Source organism: Pseudomonas sp. DWP2-2 (assembly GCF_049897065.1).
Taxonomy (GTDB): domain Bacteria; phylum Pseudomonadota; class Gammaproteobacteria; order Pseudomonadales; family Pseudomonadaceae; genus Aquipseudomonas; species Aquipseudomonas paracarnis.
Genome location: NZ_JAFCVN010000005.1, coordinates 75423 through 97669 on the forward strand (window position 1 = coordinate 75423; position 22247 = coordinate 97669).

Here is a 22247-nt window from a genome sequence, read left to right on the forward strand (position 1 = left end):
TATTCCTTGTGAGTCGAGGTTGAACATCAGGCTTTGCGTCCCAGCATTCGCGCAAGGGTCGCATCACGATCGATAAAATGGTGTTTCAGTGCCGCCACGCCGTGCAAGCCAGCGAAGACCACCAACACCCAGGCGAGGTACAGGTGCACCCAACCGGCGGTATCTGCCTGGTCCGGTAGACCGGAAACCACGGCAGGAATTTCAAACAGGCCAAACACCGGGATACCGACACCGTCTGCGGTGGAAATCAGGTAACCGGCAATCATCACGGCAAACAGCCCAACATAAAGAAATGCGTGCCCAAATGCGGCACCGATCCGCGTCATGCGGCTATAGCTGGCCAGCGGCGGAGGCGGCGGACTGACCAGGCGCCAGACGATCCGTACCAGCATGATGGCGAACAGCGTGATGCCAATGCTCTTGTGCAAGTCGGGCGCATCTTTGCGCCAGGCGCTGTAGTAATCGAGTCCGACCATCCACAAGCCCAAGGCAAATAAACCGAACACCACCAGGGCTACACCCCAGTGCAGAACCATGCTGACCCAACCATAGCGGGCCGGCGAATTACGTAGCTGCATGTACTTAATCCCGTAAGAACTGTGCCCAAGACTAGCGCTTTACCTATCGAATTAAAGCGGAAAATTTTGCTTTGAAATATCGAAAAATACGATAACGAGGCTAGGCATCATAAATTAACAAGGGATTAAGACTATCCCTGGGAAACGTGACAGACCGTCCTGCATTTACCGCGAATTTCCCCACAATGGCTTGTGACCCAAGCCACCATTGCATAGGCTTGCGCGATTGTTTCGCCTGCGCCCGCCGCAGGACCGCTTCGAGGAGATCACCGATGGGCTTGAATAACCAGTGGATGCAACGCGACCTCGCGGTGCTGTGGCATCCCTGCACCCAGATGAAAGACCACCAGCAATTGCCCCTGGTGCCCATCAAGCGCGGTGAAGGCGTATGGCTGGAAGACTTCGAAGGCAAGCGCTACCTCGATGCCGTCAGTTCCTGGTGGGTCAACGTATTCGGCCACGCCAACCCGCGGATCAACCAGCGTATCAAGGATCAGGTCGATCAGCTGGAGCACGTGATCCTCGCCGGTTTCAGCCATCAACCGGTGATCGAGCTGTCCGAACGCCTGGTCGCGATGACGCCCGAAGGGCTGACCCGCTGCTTCTACGCCGATAACGGTTCGTCCTGCATCGAAGTGGCGCTGAAGATGAGCTTCCACTACTGGCTCAACCGCGGCCAGCCGAACAAAAAGCGCTTCGTCACCCTCACCAACAGCTACCACGGCGAAACCATCGCCGCGATGTCGGTGGGCGACGTGCCGCTGTTTACCGAGACCTACAAGGCGTTGCTGCTCGACACTATCAAGGTGCCGAGCCCGGACTGCTACCTGCGCCCCGAAGGCATGAGCTGGGAAGAACACTCGCGCAACATGTTCCTGGCGATGGAGCAGACCCTGGCCGAGCATCACGACACCGTCGCTGCCGTGATCGTCGAGCCGCTGATCCAGGGTGCCGGTGGCATGCGCATGTACCACCCCGTGTACCTCAAGCTGCTGCGCGAAGCCTGCGACCGCTATGGCGTGCACTTGATCCACGACGAGATCGCCGTGGGCTTTGGCCGCACCGGCAGCATGTTCGCCTGTGAACAGGCCGGCATCCGCCCGGACTTCCTGTGCCTGTCCAAGGCGCTCACCGGCGGTTACCTGCCACTGGCCGCCGTGGTCACCACCGAAGAGGTCTACAGCGCCTTCTACGACGACTACCCGACCCTGCGTGCCTTCCTGCACTCCCACAGCTACACAGGCAACCCGCTGGCCTGTGCGGCAGCGTTGGCGACGCTGGATATCTTTGAAGAAGACAACGTCATCGAAAACAACAAGGCCCTGGCCCAGCGCATGGCGACCGCCACCGCGCACTTGGTCGACCATCCTCACGTGTCCGAAGTGCGCCAGACCGGCATGGTGCTGGCCATCGAGATGGTGCAGGACAAAGCCACCAAGGCCGCCTACCCGTGGCAGGAGCGCCGTGGCCTGAAGGTCTTCGAGCACGCGCTGGAGCGCGGGGCGCTGTTGCGGCCACTGGGCAGCGTGGTGTATTTCCTGCCGCCGTATGTGATTACCCCGGAGCAGATCGACTTTCTGGCCGAGGTGGCCAGCGAGGGGATAGATATCGCCACCAACAGCAAGGTCAGTGTGGCGGTGCCCAAAGATTTTCACCCGGGCTTCCGTGATCCGGGTTGATTGCCGAAATCCTTGTAGGAGCGAGCTTGCTCGCGAAGGCATTCCAGGCGCACCGCTGCGTCGGATGTACATTTTTCGCGAGCAAGAACTAGGCGTCCCCCTCGCTCCTACATAAACAACCTCTTCAGAGAACAGACATGAGACTGTCCCGCTTTTTCACCGACACCCCGCTGAGTCTCGGTGACCACGAACTGCCCGAAGCCCAGGCGCATTACATCAGCCGTGTGCTGCGCATGAGTGAAGGCGATGCCGTGCAATTGTTCGACGGCTCCGGCCAGGAGTTTCGTGGCACCTTGCTGGAAGTCGGTAAAAAACGCGTCACCGTGCAACTCACGGATAGCTTTGCCGGCCAGGCCGAATCGCCCCTGCATATTCACCTCGGCCAGGGCCTGTCCCGGGGCGAGCGCATGGATTGGGCGATCCAGAAGGCCACTGAACTGGGCGTCAATGCCATCACACCGATCTTCAGCGAGCGCTGCGAAGTGCGCCTCAAAGACGAACGCGCCGACAAGCGCTTGCTGCACTGGCGCCAGGTGGCAATCAGTGCGTGTGAGCAATGTGGGCGTTCGACGGTGCCGGTGATTCACCCCCCGCTCTTGCTGGCAGACTGGCTCAAGCAAACCGAGGCGGATTTGAAGCTGGTGCTGCACCCGGTGGCAGAACCGATGATCAGCCACGCCAAGCCATCGAGCCTGGCGTTCTTGATCGGCCCCGAGGGTGGGCTCACCGACAATGAAGTCGAGACCGCCCAGGGCGCCGGCTACCACGCCGCTCGCCTCGGCCCGCGGGTGTTGCGTACCGAGACCGCGCCCGTCGTCGCACTCTCCGTCGCCCAACAACTCTGGGGCGACTTCTAACCTCACCCTGTAAACCCAATCAACTGTAGGAGCTGGCTTGCCTGCTCCCACAGTTTTATCGGGTTACCCCAGGCTTACTCCACTGGGTCACTCACCGGCTTGGCGATGATCGCTTTCAACTCGCTGGTCATCGGGAACTCCAGGTTCAAGCCCTTGGGCGGAATCGGCTGCTCGAACCAGCGCTGGTAAATCCCGTTGATCTCTCCCGAGCGGTACAGCTCGCCCAGGGTTTCGTTGACCACCGCGAGAAACTGCGGGTCATCCTTGCGCACCATGCAGCTGTAGATCTCCCGCGACTGCTCCTCGCCGACGACCACCCAGTGATGCGGGTCCTTGGCCTTGGCGCGCTCGCCGTAGAGCAACGCGTCGTCCATATAGAACGCTACGGCCCGGCCAGTCTCGAGCATCTTGAACGCTTCGCCATGGTCCTTGGCGCTGATCACGAACATATTGGCTTTGTGTTCAGCGTTATAACTTTTGAGAAAGCGCTCATTGGTGGTGCCGGCAGTGGTCACCACATTCTTGCCCGCAAGGTCGGCAAAGCCTTTGATCCCACTGTCCTTGGCCGTGAGCAACTGGCCCTTTACATAGATAAACCCGTAGGAGAATGCCACCTGCTTCTGGCGCTCAGCCGTCACGCCGGTGGAGCCGCACTCCAGGTCGACAGTGCCGTTCTGCACCAGCGGGATGCGGGTTTGGGACGTCACCAGGTTGTACTTCACCTTGAGGTCGCCCACTGCGGTTTTCTGCTGAATACGCTCGACAATCCTGTTTGCCAGGTCCACCGAGTAGCCCATCGGTTTACCACTGTTATCCCCCACATAGGAAAACGGCACCGACGCATCGCGGTAGCCAAGGGTGATGGACTTGGCGCTGGCGATCTTGCTCAAAGTGCCCTCCAGTGGCGCTTCGGTTGCATGGGCCTGTGCGCTCAACAAAAGCCCCAGCGCGCAGCTGGTCAACAGGATTGTTTTCATTGTTATTCTCCGTGGGTCTTTGAGGTTATTTACGGACTGCAATCACGCTGATTTCCACCAGCACACTCGGCCGCGCCAGCTCTGCTTGCAAGGTAGTGCGCGTGGGCGCCATGCCTGGCGAGAGCCATGCGGACCAGACTTCATTCATCGGCGTAAAACCGGCAGCGATGTCCTTCAGGTAGATCGTCGCGTTGAGCAAGTGGTCCTTATCGCTGCCCGCCTCGGCCAACAGCGTATCAATCCTGGCCAGCACTTCCCGGGTCTGGGTGGCCACATCCAGGCCGTCGCCGGGCACCTGGCCCGAAAGGAACACCAGTTCCTTGAACGTCACGGCACCGCTGAGTCGTTCGTTGCTGTTGATTCGGGTAATGGTCACGGCTGCATCCTCAAGCGGCGCGGGGCGTCAGGCCCTGCATATCAATGGAAGGGGTGCGCTGGTCGATCAATTCGGCCAGCAATTGGCCGCTGCCGCAGGCCAGGGTAAAGCCAAGCGCGCCGTGGCCCAGGTTCAGCCACAGGTTGCGATAGCGACTGGCGCCAATCAGCGGCACGCCCGTTGGCGTGGCCGGGCGCATGCCAGCCCATTCGAGCGCGTGTGCGTAGTCAGCTGCATGGGGAAATGTCTCTACTGCCTGGCGCTTTATCAACGCCAGGCGCGAAGGCTCAAGGCCGGCATCGAATCCCACAATATCCACCATGGCCGCGACCCGTAGTTGCTCGCCGAGGCGCGCGTAGACGATCTTGCGGTCGTAGTCGGTGATGCTCACATTCGGCGCCTTGTGTTGCGGGCCAATCGGCGCGCTCAAGCTGTAGCCCTTGAGCGGGTATAAGGGCAGTGACAGCCCCGGCAGTGCCAACTCAGCGCTGCGATAACCGGCCGCCAGGACCAGTTGCTCGACTGGCATCACCTCATCACCCAGTTCGATGGCCTGCACCGCACCGCCAGCATGGCGCAGCCCGGTGACCTTGCGCCCGAGCAAGAACCTGCAGCGCCCCGACGCCTCAAGCCGGGCCGCCAATTGCCGGCAAAAAGCGTGACAATCCCCCACTTCCTCGTTCGGCGTGTAGATGCCGCCGACAAAGCCACCGGCCGCCAGTGCGGGCTCCAGGCGAGCGCACTCAACAGACGACAACACCTGTTGCTGCAGGAAATTTGTGACCTTGGCGCGGGCATGTTCGAAGGTGCTGGTACTGCGAAACATCACCAGCTTGCCGTTGCGCCGCCAGTCGAAGCCGCCCAGGCGATCATCCTCGCGCCACTGCTGTAACGTGCCCTGACTCAGGGTAGCCAAGCGCAGAAGATGGGCACCGTTACGCGTGTTGACCGAACCTCGGCAAGCGCCGATAAAGGCCGCCATCCAGCGCCATTGCTGTGGGTCAAGGCGGGGTCGCAACTTCAAGGGCGAGTCGCCCCGCAGCAACCACCCGATTGCCTGCAAGGGCACGCCCGCGTCAGCCAGTGGCGCAACATAGCGATAGGACAGTTGCCCACCGTTGGCAAAACTGGTTTCGCTGCCCAAGGTGCCACGGGCATCGATCAGCGTGACCTCATGGCCAGCCCGCACCAACGCATAAGCGCTGGCCAAGCCGATAACCCCACCGCCGATAATGCAAACCTGCCTGGCCATCCCAGCCCCCAACCGTTGATTAAGAGCGCTCAGCGTAGAGCCAGGTGACAGGTCACCAACAATGAATAAAGATGGCTCACCTATAAACAAAGGTTATGGGACTCGCCATGCGCTTGCGTCATATCGAAATCTTCCAGGCCATCCGTCAGACCGGCTCCATCAGTGCCGCCGCGCAGTTGCTGCACGTCTCGCAACCGGCGGTGACCAAAGTGCTGCAGCACGCCGAGCTGCAGTTGGGCTTTGCGTTATTCCTGCGGGTACGGGGTAAATTGCAACCCACCCCGGAAGCCCTGGCGCTGGAACGCGAAGTCGAGAAAGTCAGCGCAAGCCTGCAAGGCGTGCGGCGCCTGGCGAAAAGTTTGCGCCGCGAACCGGGACAAAGCATTCGCATCGGCGCAATCCCGGCGCTGGCGCTGGCGCTGCTACCGCCGGCGGTCCTGGAATGGAAGCGCGATTACCCGGACATTGCCTGTGAACTGTCCAGTGACCATAGCCACGAGCTGGTGCAAAAGCTGTTGATGCGCGAGATCGACCTGGCGCTGACGCTCAACTTTTCCGGGCATCCGGGGCTTACCACTCAAGTATTGGCCAACGGGGTGTTGGTGGCATTGGCGTCCAAAGGCTATTGGCCCGATGCCGAACGGCATCAGCCCCTGCCGTTGGACGAACTGGCCGGCGCGCCCTTGATCGGCCTCTCCAGCGCTGACCCGCTGGCCGCCAAGCTGGAGAGTTATCTGGAAAGCGTCGACCCGCCACCACGCGTGACGATCTCGGTGCAGACCTATTCACTGGCCCGCGCGATGGTCGAATCCGGCGCGGGCCTGACCGTGATCGATCCGTTCACAGCATTGGGTGCTTCAACGGCCACCACCCATATCCGAACGCTCACCCCGCCGCTGCCGATTACCCTCTACGCGCTGACCCGTGCCAACGAACCTCCACCGCATATGCTGGCCAAGTTGCTAGAGATTTTCGGTAGCCGCGCCCAGGTGTTACTGGAACGCCTTTAAGTGTGGGAGCCGGGCTTGCCCCCTCCCACAATCAGAGCACGTAATGCATGATCGCCACGAAATGCAGCAGGCTGCCGCCAATCACAAACAAATGCCAGATGCCGTGGGAATGGCGCAAGCGATCCTCCAGGGCAAAAAAGATAATGCCTACGGTGTACAGCACCCCACCAGACGCCAACCAGATAAACCCTGCCGTACCCAACGCCGCCATCAACGGCTTGACCGCTACCAGTACGATCCAGCCCATCACGGCGTAGATCACGATGGACAGAATCCGCGCCTCCGAACGCGGCTTGATCTCCTGCAGGATGCCGATCACCGCCAGCCCCCACACAATCCCGAACAACGTCCAGCCCCACGGCCCGCGCAGGGTCACCAGGCAGAATGGCGTGTAGCTGCCGGCAATCAACAGGTAAATGGAAAAGTGATCGACCTTCTGCATGATCGCTTTTCGCCGGCCTCGCACGCTGTGGTACACCGTCGACGCGCTGTACAGCACCATCAGGGTAAAGCCATAAATCGCCACGCTGACGATCTTCCAGGGGCTGCCGTCAAGGCTCGCCACTACCAACATCCACACGGCGCCAATACAGGCCGCGACTGCACCGAGCAAATGGCTCCAGGCGTTGAATCGTTCCCCGTGGTACATCTGTCACTGACCTCCCGTAACCCTCAAGAACAGGCGGACAAGCGTCCAGCCTTGCGCATCAGAGTGCAAGCGGCACGTGACGTTCCGGCGACGACAGCCGCGTTTACGGGCACAATCGAGTGCAATCGAACAAGAGCCCAAGGCCATGCTGATCGACGAAGAATTCACCCTCAAGAAGCTGGAGATCTTCCTGGCGTTCATGCGCACCGGCAACCTGGCCCGCGCGGCCGCCGAGTTGCAAACCAGCAATGTCAGCGTGCACCGCGCCATTCACTCCCTGGAAAGTGCCCTGCGCTGCCCGCTGTTCAAACACGAGGGTCGCAACCTCACTCCGCTGGAAAGCGCCTACGTGCTCGAAGAGCGTGCGCAGAAACTGGTGGCCGACGTGGTCGACAGCGTGCGCCTGACCCGCGAAGCCGCTGGGTTCTCGGCCGAACGTTTCAAGCTCGGCTCGCTGTATTCGCTGACGGTCAAGACCGTGCCACAGTTGATCATGGGCCTGAAAATCCGGCGCAGCGAACTGAATATCGACCTGATCCTGGGCTCCAACTTCGACCTGCTCTATAAGCTCAAGAACATGGAAGTGGACGCGATTCTCATCTCCCTCGACGAACACGCCCACGACCCCGACTGCGAGCAGATCGCGCTGTTCAGCGATGACATCTTCCTCGCCACCCCGGCCGATTCGCCCCTGGACCGCGATCAGGAAATCGACCTGGCCGACGTGCGCGATGCCACCTTCATCACCCTCACCCAGGGCTTCGCCACGCATCAGGACGGCAACCGGGTGTTCCATCAGGCCGGGTTCGAGCCGAAGGTGGCGATGCAGGTGAACGATATCTTCACCTTGCTGAGCATGGTCAGTTCAGGGGTGGGTTATGCGCTGCTGCCAGGACGTATCGCAGCGGTGTATGAGAACCGCGTGAAGCTGATACCGTTGCAGCCCAGGTATCGCTTGCAACAGCAGATCGGTGTGGTGTTCCTGAAAGCCAAGGAGCGCGATCCGAACTTGCTGGCGTTGTTGGCGGAGTGTCGGATGTACGCCAATCGCCAAAGCTGAGGACGATCGCTCCCACGCTCTGCGTGGGAGCGCAGCTTAGGAAGCTCCGCGTCCGCTTTTTGACCGTGACGCAGAGCGTCACAAGAGGCGTTCCCACGCGGAGCGTGGGAACGATCATCCCCTATCAGCCCACCAACCCACGCATCAGCAAAAACAACAACGACGGCCCCAACAAACACCCCAGCGCCGTATAGAACGCCGCCGTCAAACACCCATAAGGCACCAGCTTCGGATCAGTCGCCGCCAGGCCGCCCGCCACACCGCTGGAGGTGCCCATCAAGCCACCGAAGATCACCGCGCTGCGTGGGTTGTTCAGCCCGATCAGCGGCGCCACGAACGGCGTCATCACCATTACCAGAATGGCCTTGATCAACCCCGCGGCAATGGACAGCGCCATCACCTCGGAGCTGGCCCCAATCGCCGCGCCGGTCACCGGGCCGACGATATAGGTCACGGCCCCGGCGCCGATGGTGGTGAGGCTCACCGCATCGGTGTACCCGAACGCCATCGCCACCCCTACCCCGGCAACGAACGACGAGCCCACGCCGACAAACAGCGCCAGCACCCCCACGAAGCCGGCGCGTTTGAGCTCATCCACACTCACGCCAAAGGCCGTGGCGACAATGGCAAAGTCGCGCAGCATCGCACCGCCCAGCAGGCCGATGCCCGACAACAGTGGAATATCCACCACGCCCTTGGAACCACCCGTAAACGCACCGCCCACATACGACAGCGCCAACCCCAGCAAAATGGCAATGGCCGAACCATGCAGGCGGCCCTTGGTGAAGGTATCGGAGATCCAATAAGACACCCACATGGTCAGGCCGATTACGGCGAAACCACTGATCAAGCCGTAGCCGGTGATCACTTTCATCATCGATTCGTACATGGCGATCACCCCGCTTCTTTAGTGGGAGCAACCGCAACCGGCTCGCGGTTACCGATACGCACCAGCACGGGCACCAGGGCAAAGCCAAGCACCACGGCGAGGGTCCCGGCCAGAATCGCCATAGGCCCACCGCTGATCGCGCCATACACGTTTTGCTGGGCAGCCATCGCCACCACAATCGGGATATACACCGCAGCCCAGAAACTCACGCCTTGCTCTGACTTGCCGGTAAACAGGCCGCGTTTGCTCAGGTAGCTGCCCAGGCCGATCAACAGCAGCATGGCGATACCCACGCCGCCGACGTTGGCCGGGATACCCAGCAGCTTGCCCAGCAGCTCACCCACAAACAGCCCTGCCAACGTGCAGAACGCCAAAAAAGCCACACCGTAGATAATCATGGTTGTTGTCCTCAAAGTGCTCGTTCGAAATTGTTGTTTTTGTGCTTCGAAAGCCTTGGGTACTGCGTTATCGGTGGCGGCGTTCCTCCTCTTGCAGCAGGGCCTGCAAGGTGTCCAGGCGGGCGCCTTCGCAGGCGATCACCGTGCCTTGTTCAAAAACACGGCGTGACAGACCGGTGAGCACCGCGCCCGGAGGCAGCTCGATTTGCAGGCGCACACCGCGCTCGTAGGCGCTCTGCACCGTGCCGCGCCAATCGACAACGCGGCACATATTGAAGGCGAGGTCGTCACGCAGTTGTTCGGGGTTGTGGATAGGTCGCGCGCGGGTGCTGCTCAGGTAAGTGATGCGCGGCGCCTTGAGTGGGACGAAGGCTTGGAACAGAGCCTGGGCGGGTTGCTCCAGCAACGGGCAGTGAGACGGCACGCTGACCGCTAAGCGCTTGGCGACACCGTTGCCTTTGATGCGCTCGGCAACCCGCTTAATCGCCTCGTTGCTGCCGGCGATGACGGTCTGGTTGTCGGCATTGATATTGGCCAGGTACACCGGCGTTTGCGGGCTGTGGATATCCGCCAGCAAGGCCTCGACGCTGGAAAGATCAGGGCCGATCAGCGCCGTCATGCCATAGCCCTGTGGATAAGCCTGCTGCATCAGTTCGCCACGCAGGCTGACCAGTTTTATCGCATCAGCAAAACCCAGGGACCCGGCGATCACCGCAGCCGGGTAGGCGCCGATGGACAGGCCCGCCACATAATCCGGCGTGCACTGTAATCGCCGGGCATGGGCCACTCCGGCGATCAACAGGCACAGTTGCACAGCCCGCGTCGATTCAAGCGCCTGCGCCGAGTCGAGCCGACGAACGTCTTCACCCAGGGCATCGCTGGCCTCTTGCAGAATCTCGGCCGACAACGCCTGGAGCATGCCGCTGCGTTGGGCGCCCTGCCCCGGAAACACCAGAAGGCTGCTCATGCCACGGCCTGCCAAGGGTCGAGCACTAGGTGCGCACCGCTGACGGTCTTGAGCAGTACACGGCGTGAGGGGCCGGCCCATTCGCGCAACGCGACGGCGCCGAAAGGGGTTTGCAGTTGCAGGTCGACGGCGCAGGGCGCGGTGTCCAGGATCGCCAACAGCGCTCGCGCCTCGCTACGATCCAGGGGCTTGGGCGCGCACAGAATCAAATCCAGATCACTGTTGGCATGCAGCGCTTCAATGCCACTGGCCAATTCAAACCCGGCACTGCCGCTGACGCCCCAATCTTGCGGCGCCAGCACCGGCCGCAGTTGATCGAGGGCCCGCAGCGCCGGTAAATCCCGTGGTGAGACCGCCGCTCGCAAAGCTTGCGGCGCCACCCGCCGTTGCACCGCCGCCACGGGCATCTGGGCGGCAAAACGCTGCTCACGCAAACGCCCACGCACACCGACCGCCACATGGCCCGGCTCGGCGATGGCACGCCGCACCACTACCGGATGCCCGGCACGGATCGGGTCCCGCACCCAGGCCGGGGCATCGGCAGGCAGATGCGCCAGGGTCATGCCCCAGAGTAAGTCGTGGGCGTTCACCATTGCTCCCGCAACAGCTGGCGCACTCGGCTGGAGGCGGCTCGGTTGGTGGCGCCAAGGCGTGAGCTCAAGTCGGTACTGCCAATATCCTTGACTGCCTGCACCAGGCAATCGCTGACTCGCGCCACGTCATCCGTCGTAGGTTGTTCAATCCGGGTGACTGACAACGTCTCCCACAGCAATCCCAGGCTGGCATAGCTGTCGATGTCATAGGCCATCGGCGGCACGCTGGCGGCCAGGGTTTCCAATTCTTCGACGCTACGCAAGGTCACCCGTGCCGCCGAGGCCTTGCCCATGGCATGCACCATCACGCCAGGGTCGCGCAGGGCGATCAGGCGATTGGCCTGGTAGCCGTGGGCGAGGAACGCCCCCGACATGGCCTTGCCCACCAACAGGGCGATCACCGGGTGGCCGGCGAGCCGAGCGCGAGCGTAGCTGTCAGCGGCGGCGGCCAAGGCCTGATGAATGCCAAGGGCTTCTTCGCGACGACCATAGGCTTGGCTGGGTACGTCGACGATAGCGATGATGGGGCGCTTGTCACCCCGGGCGATGGCTTCGTCCACCGCCTTGGCCAAGCCCCAGCCTTCCAGTAGGCCGACTTCGCCATTGCGGGCGCGGGGGAAGCGGTTGTGCGGGTCGGGGACCACGGCGATATAGCGCACCGCCTGTTCACCCAACACACCATCCGCCACTTTCAATGAGCCCGGCAAACCTTCGACCGGCGTTGCGTTGGCGCTCAATGCGTTGAACCACTGCAAGCCTCTCATGAGCGTTCTCCCTGATACAGCGCGCGAACCGTCGCCGGCTCGATTTGCGCGCTCGCGTCCAGTTCGGCCAGGCGCGCCAGGTAAAAATCAGCGCGCCGGCTGCGCGGTTGTGTGGGCACGCCCTGCTGCAACAGCGCGCTGACAGTCTGCTGGATCTGCGCCACATCGTCGGCCACATAACGGTCGGCCAAGCCACTGTTGAAGCGCTGCTCGCCACCGGTAAGGCTCCAGATAAACGGGCGGTCGCGGGAGTCGTATTCCTCCAGGCCAGCCTCCTGCTCGATCACTTGCGGGCCATTCAAGCCCAGACGTGCTTCGCGAGTCACCACCAGGTAGCTGCACAAGCCAGCCGCGATGGACATGCCCCCAAAGCAACCGACACTGCCGGCCACCACGCCGATCACTGGCTGGTACTGGCGCAGGTCGACAATCGCCGCGTGAATGTCGGCAATGGCAGCCAGGCCCAGGTTGGCTTCCTGCAAGCGCACGCCGCCCGTTTCCAGCAGTAGCACCGCGCAGGTGGGGACGCCGTTGCGGTTGTCTTCGGCGGCCAGTTCCAAGGCGCCCGCGATTTTCGCACCGCCAACTTCACCCAGGCTGCCGCCCTGGAAATTACCTTCGATCGCGGCAATCACCACAGGCTTGGCGCCGATGCTGCCCTTGGCGATCACCACACCATCATCGGCCTGGGGCACCACGCCTTGGCGGCTGAGCCACGGCGACATGACCCGCTGGAACGGGTCGATCAACTCGCGGAAGGTGCCGGCATCTAACAGCGCCTTGGCGCGCTGTCGAGCGCCAAGTTCGACAAAGCTGTGTTTAGCGAGTAAGTCAGTCATGGCCGACCTCCTCGAAACCTTGCTCCAATCGCAAGCGCACCACACCGGGCGTGGCACCGAAGTCGTGGATATCAATGTTCAGGGCCGGTGGCGTCTGCTCCTGGAAGATGCGTTCGAACAGGTGCTGCCAGCGTTGCTGCGCGCCATTGACCGAGGTTTGCACCTGGATGGTCAAGGTGCCGGGCGTGCCCGGCTCCAGCAGCACTTCCAGGTCGCCCGAGCCGACGCAACCCACCAGCGCACGGCCTTTGGGGGGCTGCCCGGCGGGGAATTCAAAGGATAAGGTTTCCATCACAACGCTCCGTCGAGGCGGTCGATAAACAGGCAGGCGGCCAACAGGTCGGCGGCGCCGCCGGGGGAGGCATTCAAGGCCAGCAGTTGCAGGTCCAATTCATGCAGTTGGCGGCGTCCGGCCAGGGTTGCGCTGCCACCGGCGTCGAGCACAGCCTGGGCGCCCTGTTGCATGGTGGCCAGGCCTTCGGTACCGGCGCGGTAGAGCACGCAGGTGTCTGCCAGGTCCGTCATGATCGCCAGCAAAGCATCCAGCCGGGCGTTCTGCTCACCGGCGTTTTCGCGGCGGCTCTTGTGCAGTTGCGGCAGGCCGCGTTGGGTCACCGAGGGGAAGCCAAGCTGCGCCTCTTCACGGGCACCACGTGCGCCGTAGCGTTGGGCGACCTGGGCGCCATGGCTCATGGGCTGCGGGGAGAAGCGGTCGTTGAGCAGGGCCAGCTTGGCGGCGGTCAGGGTTATGGTGCGGGGCTCCAGGGCCGCCGCAGCGGTAAGCAACCCCAGGGCCCAGATCGCACCGCGATGGGTGTTCACGCCCTGGGTGGTGGCGAGCATGGCCTGCTCACCTTCCCGGCCAATACGCCCGAGCGCTTCGCGCAGGGGCAGGCCGACTTCGCCGATGTCGAGCGCGGCCTCGGCCATTTCCTTGAACATCGGCCACAGCGACAGCGCCGAGGCGTGCATCAGCCCCAGGTGCAAATCGCTGTGGGCGCCGTTGCCGCGCCGGTCTACCAGAGCGGGTTTAGGCGACAAATCCGCTTCGTCGATCAGCGCATCCACGGCCATATCCGCCAGGCGATCGGCCAGGCTCAGTTCATGCTGTTTGAGCGCGCGCATTTACCAGCTCCTGAATTTGGCGGGCGGGTTGTAGAGGCCACCAGACCAGTCCACCAGGTCGGCCACGCTCTTGGCGGCCAACAACTCGCGGGTGGCGTCGGTGCGGCGAATACCCAAGTCTTCGGGCAAGGCAATCAAGCCTTCGCGGCGCATGCGCGCAGTGTCCTTGGGGTTGTGGCGCATACCGATGGCGGTCACCCCGGCGACGGCGGCGATCATCGCCTGACGTTCTTCCAGGGAGCGTGCCTTGTACAGGTAGGCGATGCCTTCTTCGGTGAGCAAATGGGTAACGTCGTCGCCGTAGATCATGATGGGCGCCAGGGGCATACCGCTTTTGCGGGCCACTTCCACCGCGTCGAGAGTGTCGACAAAGGTCGGTTTGCCGCCTTCCTGGAAGGTCTCGACCATTTGCACCACGAGTTTTTTGCCGCGTTCAAGCAAGGCTTCGGGGGCATCGTCGTGGCGCATATCCAGCCAGGCCGGTGTGCCATGACGGCGGCCGCGTGGGTCGTGGCCCATGTTCGGCGCGCCACCGAAACCGGCGAGGCGGCCACGGGTCACGGTGCTGGAATGCCCGTCGCCATCCACTTGCAGGGTGGCGCCGATAAACAGGTCCACGGCGTATTGGCCGGCGAGTTGGCAGAACATGCGGTTGGAGCGCATCGAGCCATCGCGGCCGGTGAAGAACACATCCGGGCGTGCGGCAATATAGTTTTCCATGCCCAGTTCGGTGCCGAAGCAATGCACGCTTTCTACCCAACCGCTTTCAATCGCCGGGATCAATGTGGGGTGCGGGTTGAGGGTCCAGTTGCGGCAGATCTTGCCTTTGAGGCCCAGGGATTCGCCGTAGGTGGGCAGGATCAATTCGATGGCAGCCGTGTTGAAGCCGATGCCATGGTTGAGCGACTGCACATTGTGTTTTTCGTAGATGCCACGGATCGCCATCATCGCCATCAACACATGCACCGGCTTGATATGGCGCGGGTCGCGGGTGAACAGCGGTTCGATGTAGAACGGCTTGTCGGCCACCACCACGAAATCGACCCAGCTTGCGGGGATGTCGACGCGGGGCAAGTCGGTGACGTCATCCACCAACTGGTTGACTTGCACGATGACGATGCCATCGCTGAAGGCGGCGGGTTCGATCAGCGCCGGGGTGTCTTCGGTGCTGGCGCCGGTGTAAATGTTACCGGCACGGTCGGCCATGAAACCAGCGGAGAGCACCACGTTGGGGATCAGGTCCACCACCAGCCGCGCATAGAGCTCGATGTAGGTATGAATCGCGCCGATCTCCAGCATGCCGTCTTCCAGCAACTGGCTGATGCGCAGGGATTGGGTGCCAGCGAAAGAGAAATCCAGCTTGCGGGCAATGCCCTTTTCAAACAGGTCCAGGTGCTCGGAACGGCCCACGCTGGGCATGATCATGTGCAAATCGTGGAGCTTGGCGGGGTCGGCCTTGGCCAGGGAGCGCGAGAGGAAGTCGGCCTGCTTCTGGTTGTTGCCCTCCAGCACTACGCGGTCGCCGGGGAGGATCAAGGCTTCAAGGGCCTCGACGATCTTGTCACTGGGCAACACCGCCCCGTCTGCGTATTTTTTGACCAGCCCGAGCCGCCGCTGCTTCTCGTCGCGCCGCCGCGTCCAGCGCGAGTCGGGGGTGATGGTTGTTGTCATGGTCGCTCCACGGGGGGTTGCTGTCGTGGGGCTTACCTTAGGAGTGAAGCGTTAAGGCATCAATCAAGCTGGAGGACGAACCGTTACGCCTGGAGTAACGAAGATCAAACTGTGGGAGCTGGCTTGCCTGCGTTGATGGTGGGTCAGTGCATAACTGATCGTTCCCACGCTCCGCGTGGGCATGCATCCTGTGACGCTCTGCGTCACCCTTATGCTGACTGGCGGGACGCGGAGCGTCCCCGGCGTCATTCCTACGCGGAGCGTGTGAACGATCAGTCAGGCCAGGCCGGACTCTACCAGCAGCGCTTCAAGCCCCATCAAGTCCGGCACCTTTGCCACCTGCTCGCCCACTTGCACCGCCGCCAGTTCCAGCGGGCACAGGGGCACGTCCACGTAGCTCAATTCGCTGTCGAGCTTGTACGAGCGGGGAATACCCTGGATCACCAGGGCAATGAACTTCAAGGTCGGTCGCCCGCCCAGTGCATTCAACACCACGATGCGTGAGCGTTCTCCCGTCATGCTGGCTTCACCGCAGGCAGCCTCAAAACTGATCAACGGAATTTGCCGATCGCGCCAGGTCACTTGCCGCAGATACCACGGCGGCGCATCGCTGGCCGGTTCGCCACGCTGGAAATCGATCAGTTCGGCCACGGCAACGTTGGGCAGCACCAAGTGGCGGTCGGCCAGGGGCAGTAGCAAGCCGGTGAGTTGGCTGGTGCGGTGTTCAAGCATGGGACTTGCTCCAGTAGGCGATGCTCTCCAGCAGCACCGACTCTTGGTACGGCTTGCCGAGGTAGTCGTTGACGCCAATGGCCATGGCGCGGTCGCGGTGTTTCTGGCCGGTGCGTGAGGTGATCATGATGATCGGCAAGCGCATCAGGCGCGGGTCATTGCGTATCTGAATGGCCACTTCGAAGCCGTCCATGCGCGGCATTTCGATGTCGAGCAGCATCAGGTCCGGGGTGTGTTCTTCCAGGATGGCGAGGGCGTCGATACCGTCCTTGGCGGTGAGCACGTTCATGCCGTTGCGCTCCAGCAGGCGGCTAGTGACTTTGCGTACGGTGACCGAGTCGTCCACCACCAGCACCAGCAGCGGGCGTTTTTTCAGTGGGTCGTTGAGGATCAGCGGCGCATCCACTGCCTGGGCCGGCAAGGCCGGTTGCCGAGCGCGGATGTGCGCCAGCAGGTCGATGATCAGCACCACATGGCCGTCGCCCAGGATGGTCGCGCCGGTCACGCCCTGCACCCCGGAGAACTGCGGCCCCAGGCCCTTGACCACGATCTCGCGAGTACCGGCCATGGCATCCACGTGCACCGCCACGCGGCGTTCATTGCAGTGCACCAGCAGCACCGGCACCGGCTGGTACTGGCCCAGCAGTTTAGGGCGGCTGGCGGTGTGCAGCAGGTCACCGAGGTAGAACAACTCGTAGCGCTGGCCGGCGTATTCATAGTGCGGCGGGTCTTGCTGGTAGTGCCCCGCCAATTCGTGGGGCAGCACGCGCACCAAGCCTTCGATGGTGTTGAGCGGGATCGCGTATTGGTCGTCCGCGCAGTGCACCATCAGCGCACGATTGACCGACACGGTAAACGGCAGGCGAATGCGAAAATGCACGCCCATGCCCGGCGTCGAGTCGATCACCATCGAGCCGCCGAGCTGGCGCACTTCCTCATGCACCACGTCCATGCCCACGCCGCGCCCGGAAATCTGGGTGATTTTTTCGGCGGTGGAAAAGCCCGGTTGCAGGATGAACTGCAACACGTCACGGTCGCTGATCTCTTGATGGGGGGCGAGCAGGCCGCGCTTGATCGCCTTGCGTCGCACCGCTTCGAGGGGTACACCCGCGCCGTCGTCACGCATGTCGAAGACGATGTCGCCGCCTTCGTGGGTCAGGTCCAGGGTGATGCGGCCCTTCTCCGGTTTACCCGCAGCCAGCCGCACTTCGCGCGACTCCAGGCCGTGGTCGACCGCGTTGCGCAGCATATGCTCCAAGGGGGCCGCCATGCGTTCCAGCACATTGCGGTCCATCTCGCCTTCGGCATTGCCGACGATAAACTCCACGTCCTTGCCCAACTCGCCCGCCACTTGCCGCACGATGCGCTTGAGGCGTGGCAACATGCGCTCGAAAGGCACCATGCGCGTGCGCATCAGGCCTTCCTGCAATTCGGTGTTGATGCGTGCCTGTTGCTGCAGCAGGTTGTAGGCATCCTGGTTGCGACGCTCAAGGGTCTCTTTGAGATCGAGCAGGTCGGAGGCAGATTCGGACAGCGCACGGGCCAGCTGTTGCAGCTGCGAGTGGCGGTCCATTTCCAGCGGGTCGAACTCTTCGTAGCCCAGGCGTTCGGCCTCGGCTTGCTGGCGGCTCAAGAGGCGGCCCTGGGTTTCGCTGTCGAGCCGGCGCAATTGGTCGCGCATGCGCTCGATGGTGGTTTCCATCTCACTCAAGGCAATGCGCGCATCCTTGACTTGCTGCTCGATACGCCCACGGAAGATCGAGGTTTCACCAGCCAGGTTGACCAGGTCATCGAGCAAGTCGGCAGAGATTTTCACCATGTCGGCGGCCGGGTCGGCGACCGCTTCGGCCTTGCCCGCCGGCAGCGCCACCGGTGTGACCGGCTCATCACTGGGGTGCACCAGGCTCTTGATGCGCTCGATGAGTTTATCCACCGAACCCACCGGCAATCCCTCGGCCACGGCGTCGATCATTTGCGCCAGGCGATCATGGCAACCTTGCAGCAGTGCGAACAACTCAGGGGTCGGCGCGAGCAAACCGGCGGAAAGCCCTTCGTAAAGAAACTCCAGCTCATGGGCCAGATCGCCGATCGGCCCGATCTCGACCATGCGTGCACCACCCTTGAGGGTGTGCAGGTCACGCAGCAGGGTTTCCACTTCCTGGCGATTGCCCGGCTCGTCCTGCCAGCGCAAAAGCGCGCTGCCTGAGCTGTCGAGGATATCGGCGGCTTCTTCGAGGAATATATCCAGCAATTCCGGGTCGGCACCCGAGGCTGGCGCCACCGCAGCCGGCGCTGCCGGGCTGCTGGCCTGGCGCAATTCCCGCAGCCTTTTGACCAGTTCGGCGCCGTCACTCAGGGGTTGCTGTTGTTGCAGCTCTTCCAATTGTTGAGCCAAGCGTTCGTGGCTGGCCATCAGTGCCTGGGATAGCTCGACAGAGTAGCTATAGCGGCGGTCCACCAGCCCCTCATAAACGCATTCCAGCTCGTGGGCCAAGTCGCCCACCGGGTCGATTTCGGCCATGCGCGCGCCGCCCTTGAGGGTGTGCAGATCCCGCTGCAACGAGGACAAGGGCGCAGCGCTGTCGGGCTCCAGTAACCATCGCTTGAGCGACTGGCCGGCGCTGTCGAGGATGTCTACGGCCTCCTCAAGGAAGATCTCGACAATCTCGTCGTCCATCGCGGTGGCGTGATCCAGCTGCGCGGTGGCCGCGCCCAATTCGGAGATACTCAGGGCGCGGCTGCCGTCGCTTTTGATCAGGCCTGTGGCGGACGGGTCCAAGGCTTCGTCCAGCAACGCGCGTAACGCCTGCAGCCGTGCAGGCGCGGGGCTGATTTCCTGGCCGGCGGCCAACTGGTCGAGCATGTTGATCAGCGCGTCGTGGGCCTGTTCAGCCTCTTGGAAGAACCGGGCGCTGACTGCCAGGCTGCTTTCCTCTACCGCGCCATACAGGTCGAGCAAGGCTTCGCACAACGCGTCGATAGGATGCAGGTCGGCAAGGTGCGCGCCCTCGCCCAGGGTGGTCAGTTCGTCCAGCAACGCCGTGAGTTCCTGACGGTCGCCGGGGTGTTGCTGCCAGCGGCGCAGCAGGCTTTCGGCGTCGAGCAGGATGTCCATGCCCTGGGCCAGGAAGTTGGTGATCAAGTGCGGGTCACGCTTGACGCGCAGGCCGGCCGTGGGCGCGTCGAGCAAGGCGGCCAGTTGATCCTCCAGCAGGTGTTGGGTGCGGCTGATCACGCTGGCCGCGCCGTGGATCGGCGCCAGGGGATTGTTGTCCAGGTCACGCACCCCGCGCTGGAACAGCCCTTGTGCCTCAAGCAACAACGCCACTTCGTCCTTGTCCAGCGGCACGCGGTGGGCCTTGTACTCACGGGTGAGGTGATCCAGCGGGCGCGCCAGTTCGGCAATGGGCAACACGCCGGCCATGTAGGCGCTGCCCTTGAGGGTGTGCAAGGCGCGTTGCAGTTCATCGCTGACCTGCAGCGGCACCTGCTCGGCGGCCTGTTGCAGGAAGTGGTCGAGGCTGTCCAGATGGCCCAGGGCTTCGTTGCGGAAGATCTCCAGCAGCATTGGGTCATGGGGCTCGGTGGTCGACGTTGCAGCACCACTGGCCAGGGCATGGGCACGGGCGGCCAAGGCGTCGACTTCATCGCGCTGGCGCTGGTCGTCGCTGGCGAAATCGGCGATCAGCTCCGGCAGCAGGGCCACGGCCTCATCCAACACCTGCCGCACCTCAGGGCCAAGGACCACACTGCGTTCCAGCACGCGATTGAGCAGGTTCTCCACGGCCCAGGCCAGCTCGGCCAGCACCAGGGCGCGCACCATGCGGCCGCTGCCCTTGAGGGTATGGAAAGCCCGGCGCATTTCGCCCTGGGCGGCTTTGTCCGCGCTGTCGGGCAGGTAGCGATGCAACACGTCGAGGACTTCATCGGTTTCTTCAAGGAAGACTTCGCGCAGTTCATCGTCAATCGGTTCTTCACCGGCCGGCGGCGGCAACAGGCTACCGGGACGCTGCAAGGCTGGAGGGTTGAGACGTGATGCAGGGCTGGCCAAGGCATCGAACTGGGATTGGTTTGGCGCGGCCTCGGTGGACAGTGCCCCCTCCGGCGCGACCAAGGCCTGGCGCCAGGGTTTTTCCACCGGCAGGTAGCCCAATGCATTCAAGCCCTGGGTGGCCAATTCCAGCACTTTTTCCCCTGCCGCGTCAGGGTCTTGAAGCATGCGCTCAAGGTAATACTCCAGGCTGCTGACCACCTCGGCGAAATGCGCCAGTTGAGCCGCCGAAGGTACGGCCTCGCTGATCATCAATTGCTCGTCGACGTAGTCGGTGCAACCGCGCATCAGGCTCGCCGCACGCGGCAAGGGAATCATCGCCAGAGCACCACGCACCTGGCTCAGTAGCTCGGGCAAGGACTCCAGGCGCTGACGATCCCAATCAGCCTCAATGCAGTCGATCACCAGCTCCTTGGCTTGGCGCAGGCACTGGCACGATTCACGAATCACCAACTGATGGATCTGGGTCAGGTCGGTGGTGGGCAAGCGGCTGTCTTCACGGCTTTGCGGTTCGACGGTGCCGATCATCCCGGCCAACGTCGCTTCGACATACAGCAACGCGCCGGCCACATCCATCAACACCGCGTCATTGGGTTCGCGCTGCCCCTGGACCAGGCTCAACACCACGGCGAGTTGGTCGATGATCACTTTGCGCGGCTGGCCGAAACCCAACACCGCGAGGGTATCGGCTATCTGCCGCAAGGGCGCCAGCAACGGATCGAGGTCCTGGGTGTGCTGGCGATCACTGCGCACGAACAGATCCAGGCGTTCCTTGACCCGCACCAGTTCCTCACACAACGCCCCGAGTACCGAGCCCATGGCATTGCGATCCGGCCCGGCCAGCCGTGCACGTTCAGCATCGACCACGGCGCTGTCGGGCAACGCTTCGTCCAAGCCGTAGCGCTCCTTCAGGCTCTGCATGCGCGGCGTCGGCCGGGTGACTTTGGCGACGTAGAACAACAGGCTCTTGAGCAACTCGTCCGGTGCCGGCTGGTTGATGCCATTGATGCCTTGAACCAGCAAGCGCTTGAGTTGCTTGTCGCTGGCCTTGAGCAGGCTGCGTAGCGCCGGGCTGTTGGCGACCACGCCGGTGAGCATGCCTTCGACCAGCGCCGAGGTGACCTGCCACAACGGCAGCAGCGGCGCACCCTGGCATAGCGCTTCAAGGCGTGCGAACACCCGCGCCATGTCTTCCAGGTTGCTGGGGCCGTGGTCTTCACGCAGCAATCCGGCGAGGGCTTGTTGCAGCAGGTGGCGCCATTGGCGCAACTGCTCATGCAGATCCGGCGTGGCCCGCTGGGCCAGGGCTTGCTCAGGCAACGGTTCGATCGATAGCAGTTGCGGGCTGAACAGGCTGGTCTCCGATAGCAGGCTTTCACCACGGGCGCTGCGCAGGTCGTTGAGCAGCGGTAGCACCACCAGCGGCAAGTCGCGGCGGGCACTGTGCACGCGGTCGAGGTACAGCGGCAGTTGGCCGAGGGCTTGTTGCAGCAGCCGGATACCTTCATCGCGTTGGCCAACGTGCCCGGCCTGTAGTGCCAGGGCCAGTTCCTCGATTTCTTCGGCCAGCAGCGCCGCGCCGTAGAACTCGACTATTTGCAGCGCGCCATGTACCTGGTGAATACCGGCCAGGCATTCGTTTAGAGCGTCGTCGTCATGGGTTTCAACGTACGCGTCCAGGGCCGACCGGGCCTGTTTCAGGGTTTCGGCAATATCGCCCTTGACCCATTCGAGGGCCACGTAGTCGTGCCGATCAACCATAACTGCTCCGCTTAGAATT

At 62.6% G+C, this 22247-nt stretch carries 20 protein-coding genes; 4 read left to right on the forward strand and 16 right to left on the reverse strand.

Going from position 1 to position 22247, the window contains the following annotated elements:
- Positions 1-26 precede the first annotated feature (26 nt).
- Positions 27-578 (reverse strand): cytochrome b, encoded by a 552-nt coding sequence (locus tag ACP7CZ_RS13015; RefSeq protein WP_014720299.1) that lies wholly within the window; start codon positions 576-578, stop codon positions 27-29.
- A gap of 272 nt (positions 579-850) precedes the next feature.
- Here ACP7CZ_RS13015 and ACP7CZ_RS13020 point away from each other — a divergent pair, with 272 nt between their 5' ends.
- Positions 851-2257 (forward strand): adenosylmethionine--8-amino-7-oxononanoate transaminase, encoded by a 1407-nt coding sequence (locus ACP7CZ_RS13020; RefSeq protein ID WP_034128920.1) that lies wholly within the window; start codon positions 851-853, stop codon positions 2255-2257.
- A 137-nt stretch (positions 2258-2394) separates the two neighbouring features.
- On the forward strand, positions 2395-3114 hold the full coding sequence (locus tag ACP7CZ_RS13025; RefSeq protein ID WP_054897560.1) for a 16S rRNA (uracil(1498)-N(3))-methyltransferase: 720 nt from the start codon (positions 2395-2397) through the stop codon (positions 3112-3114).
- Between the two features lie 74 nt (positions 3115-3188).
- Here the strand turns inward: ACP7CZ_RS13025 and ACP7CZ_RS13030 are convergent, their stop codons facing one another.
- Genes ACP7CZ_RS13030 through ACP7CZ_RS13040 form a run of 3 tightly spaced genes read right to left on the reverse strand, consistent with a single transcriptional unit; the run spans position 3189 to position 5719 of the window.
- Positions 3189-4091 carry a transporter substrate-binding domain-containing protein gene (locus ACP7CZ_RS13030; protein WP_294195679.1) on the reverse strand — a complete coding sequence of 301 codons (903 nt, stop codon included), beginning with the start codon at positions 4089-4091 and terminating at the stop codon, positions 3189-3191.
- A 25-nt stretch (positions 4092-4116) separates the two neighbouring features.
- A complete protein-coding gene (locus tag ACP7CZ_RS13035) occupies positions 4117-4467 on the reverse strand; it encodes a RidA family protein (protein ID WP_034128923.1) in 351 nt (116 codons plus the stop codon).
- Between the two features lie 10 nt (positions 4468-4477).
- Positions 4478-5719 (reverse strand): D-amino acid dehydrogenase, encoded by a 1242-nt coding sequence (locus ACP7CZ_RS13040; RefSeq protein WP_034128924.1) that lies wholly within the window; start codon positions 5717-5719, stop codon positions 4478-4480.
- Between the two features lie 107 nt (positions 5720-5826).
- On the opposite strand from ACP7CZ_RS13040, the gene ACP7CZ_RS13045 reads away from it, so the two are divergent.
- A complete protein-coding gene (locus ACP7CZ_RS13045; protein WP_294195678.1) occupies positions 5827-6729 on the forward strand; it encodes a LysR family transcriptional regulator in 903 nt (300 codons plus the stop codon).
- A gap of 31 nt (positions 6730-6760) precedes the next feature.
- Here ACP7CZ_RS13045 and trhA read toward each other — a convergent pair whose 3' ends face one another.
- Positions 6761-7378 carry a PAQR family membrane homeostasis protein TrhA gene (trhA, locus tag ACP7CZ_RS13050; protein WP_003195019.1) on the reverse strand — a complete coding sequence of 206 codons (618 nt, stop codon included), beginning with the start codon at positions 7376-7378 and terminating at the stop codon, positions 6761-6763.
- Positions 7379-7523: 145 nt separating this feature from the next.
- Here trhA and ACP7CZ_RS13055 point away from each other — a divergent pair, with 145 nt between their 5' ends.
- A complete protein-coding gene (locus ACP7CZ_RS13055) occupies positions 7524-8438 on the forward strand; it encodes a LysR family transcriptional regulator (protein WP_014720307.1) in 915 nt (304 codons plus the stop codon).
- 124 nt (positions 8439-8562) lie between these two features.
- Here the strand turns inward: ACP7CZ_RS13055 and madM are convergent, their stop codons facing one another.
- The 11 genes from madM to ACP7CZ_RS13110 form a co-directional block, all read right to left on the reverse strand.
- The gene (gene madM / locus ACP7CZ_RS13060; RefSeq protein WP_032897715.1) at positions 8563-9327 is read right to left on the reverse strand and encodes a malonate transporter subunit MadM; all 765 of its coding nucleotides are present in this window, start codon (positions 9325-9327) and stop codon (positions 8563-8565) included.
- 5 nt (positions 9328-9332) lie between these two features.
- Entirely contained in the window at positions 9333-9725 is a 393-nt protein-coding gene (madL, locus tag ACP7CZ_RS13065) for a malonate transporter subunit MadL (RefSeq protein ID WP_057702139.1), read from the reverse strand.
- Between the two features lie 67 nt (positions 9726-9792).
- Positions 9793-10692: a malonate decarboxylase subunit epsilon gene (mdcH, locus tag ACP7CZ_RS13070; RefSeq protein ID WP_294195668.1), complete on the reverse strand. Its 900-nt coding sequence runs from the start codon at positions 10690-10692 to the stop codon at positions 9793-9795.
- Complete coding sequence (locus ACP7CZ_RS13075; RefSeq protein WP_294195666.1) at positions 10689-11285, reverse strand: malonate decarboxylase holo-ACP synthase; 597 nt, start codon at positions 11283-11285, stop codon at positions 10689-10691. Before ACP7CZ_RS13075 ends, mdcH begins: the two co-directional genes overlap by 4 nt.
- Positions 11279-12049: a biotin-independent malonate decarboxylase subunit gamma gene (gene mdcE / locus ACP7CZ_RS13080; protein WP_054916897.1), complete on the reverse strand. Its 771-nt coding sequence runs from the start codon at positions 12047-12049 to the stop codon at positions 11279-11281. The genes ACP7CZ_RS13075 and mdcE overlap by 7 nt, the downstream gene beginning before the upstream one ends.
- Positions 12046-12888 (reverse strand): biotin-independent malonate decarboxylase subunit beta, encoded by an 843-nt coding sequence (locus tag ACP7CZ_RS13085; RefSeq protein WP_070415464.1) that lies wholly within the window; start codon positions 12886-12888, stop codon positions 12046-12048. The genes mdcE and ACP7CZ_RS13085 overlap by 4 nt, the downstream gene beginning before the upstream one ends.
- Positions 12881-13180 (reverse strand): malonate decarboxylase subunit delta, encoded by a 300-nt coding sequence (locus ACP7CZ_RS13090; RefSeq protein ID WP_054897567.1) that lies wholly within the window; start codon positions 13178-13180, stop codon positions 12881-12883. The genes ACP7CZ_RS13085 and ACP7CZ_RS13090 overlap by 8 nt, the downstream gene beginning before the upstream one ends.
- The gene (locus ACP7CZ_RS13095) at positions 13180-14013 is read right to left on the reverse strand and encodes a triphosphoribosyl-dephospho-CoA synthase (protein WP_054916900.1); all 834 of its coding nucleotides are present in this window, start codon (positions 14011-14013) and stop codon (positions 13180-13182) included. Before ACP7CZ_RS13095 ends, ACP7CZ_RS13090 begins: the two co-directional genes overlap by 1 nt.
- On the reverse strand, positions 14014-15684 hold the full coding sequence (gene mdcA / locus ACP7CZ_RS13100; RefSeq protein ID WP_054916902.1) for a malonate decarboxylase subunit alpha: 1671 nt from the start codon (positions 15682-15684) through the stop codon (positions 14014-14016). It lies immediately after the preceding gene.
- Positions 15685-15960: 276 nt separating this feature from the next.
- Complete coding sequence (locus ACP7CZ_RS13105) at positions 15961-16416, reverse strand: chemotaxis protein CheW (protein WP_003195048.1); 456 nt, start codon at positions 16414-16416, stop codon at positions 15961-15963.
- Entirely contained in the window at positions 16409-22228 is a 5820-nt protein-coding gene (locus ACP7CZ_RS13110) for an Hpt domain-containing protein (RefSeq protein ID WP_294195654.1), read from the reverse strand. Before ACP7CZ_RS13110 ends, ACP7CZ_RS13105 begins: the two co-directional genes overlap by 8 nt.
- Positions 22229-22247 lie beyond the last annotated feature (19 nt).

Excerpts from the sequence above, each read along its gene's own strand:
- ACP7CZ_RS13030 (WP_294195679.1), bottom strand. The coding sequence starts at position 4,091 with ATGAAAACAATCCTGTTGACCAGCTGCGCGCTGGGGCTTTTGTTGAGC.
- mdcH (WP_294195668.1), bottom strand. The coding sequence starts at position 10,692 with ATGAGCAGCCTTCTGGTGTTTCCGGGGCAGGGCGCCCAACGCAGCGGC.
- ACP7CZ_RS13105 (WP_003195048.1), bottom strand. The coding sequence starts at position 16,416 with ATGCTTGAACACCGCACCAGCCAACTCACCGGCTTGCTACTGCCCCTG.
- ACP7CZ_RS13045 (WP_294195678.1), top strand. The coding sequence starts at position 5,827 with ATGCGCTTGCGTCATATCGAAATCTTCCAGGCCATCCGTCAGACCGGC.
- ACP7CZ_RS13025 (WP_054897560.1), top strand. The coding sequence starts at position 2,395 with ATGAGACTGTCCCGCTTTTTCACCGACACCCCGCTGAGTCTCGGTGAC.
- ACP7CZ_RS13015 (WP_014720299.1), bottom strand. The coding sequence starts at position 578 with ATGCAGCTACGTAATTCGCCGGCCCGCTATGGTTGGGTCAGCATGGTT.
- ACP7CZ_RS13075 (WP_294195666.1), bottom strand. The coding sequence starts at position 11,285 with ATGGTGAACGCCCACGACTTACTCTGGGGCATGACCCTGGCGCATCTG.
- ACP7CZ_RS13085 (WP_070415464.1), bottom strand. The coding sequence starts at position 12,888 with ATGACTGACTTACTCGCTAAACACAGCTTTGTCGAACTTGGCGCTCGA.
- ACP7CZ_RS13040 (WP_034128924.1), bottom strand. The coding sequence starts at position 5,719 with ATGGCCAGGCAGGTTTGCATTATCGGCGGTGGGGTTATCGGCTTGGCC.
- ACP7CZ_RS13090 (WP_054897567.1), bottom strand. The coding sequence starts at position 13,180 with ATGGAAACCTTATCCTTTGAATTCCCCGCCGGGCAGCCCCCCAAAGGC.
- madM (WP_032897715.1), bottom strand. The coding sequence starts at position 9,327 with ATGTACGAATCGATGATGAAAGTGATCACCGGCTACGGCTTGATCAGT.
- ACP7CZ_RS13055 (WP_014720307.1), top strand. The coding sequence starts at position 7,524 with ATGCTGATCGACGAAGAATTCACCCTCAAGAAGCTGGAGATCTTCCTG.
- ACP7CZ_RS13095 (WP_054916900.1), bottom strand. The coding sequence starts at position 14,013 with ATGCGCGCGCTCAAACAGCATGAACTGAGCCTGGCCGATCGCCTGGCG.
- trhA (WP_003195019.1), bottom strand. The coding sequence starts at position 7,378 with ATGTACCACGGGGAACGATTCAACGCCTGGAGCCATTTGCTCGGTGCA.
- mdcA (WP_054916902.1), bottom strand. The coding sequence starts at position 15,684 with ATGACAACAACCATCACCCCCGACTCGCGCTGGACGCGGCGGCGCGAC.
- ACP7CZ_RS13020 (WP_034128920.1), top strand. The coding sequence starts at position 851 with ATGGGCTTGAATAACCAGTGGATGCAACGCGACCTCGCGGTGCTGTGG.
- mdcE (WP_054916897.1), bottom strand. The coding sequence starts at position 12,049 with ATGAGAGGCTTGCAGTGGTTCAACGCATTGAGCGCCAACGCAACGCCG.
- madL (WP_057702139.1), bottom strand. The coding sequence starts at position 9,725 with ATGATTATCTACGGTGTGGCTTTTTTGGCGTTCTGCACGTTGGCAGGG.
- ACP7CZ_RS13110 (WP_294195654.1), bottom strand. The coding sequence starts at position 22,228 with ATGGTTGATCGGCACGACTACGTGGCCCTCGAATGGGTCAAGGGCGAT.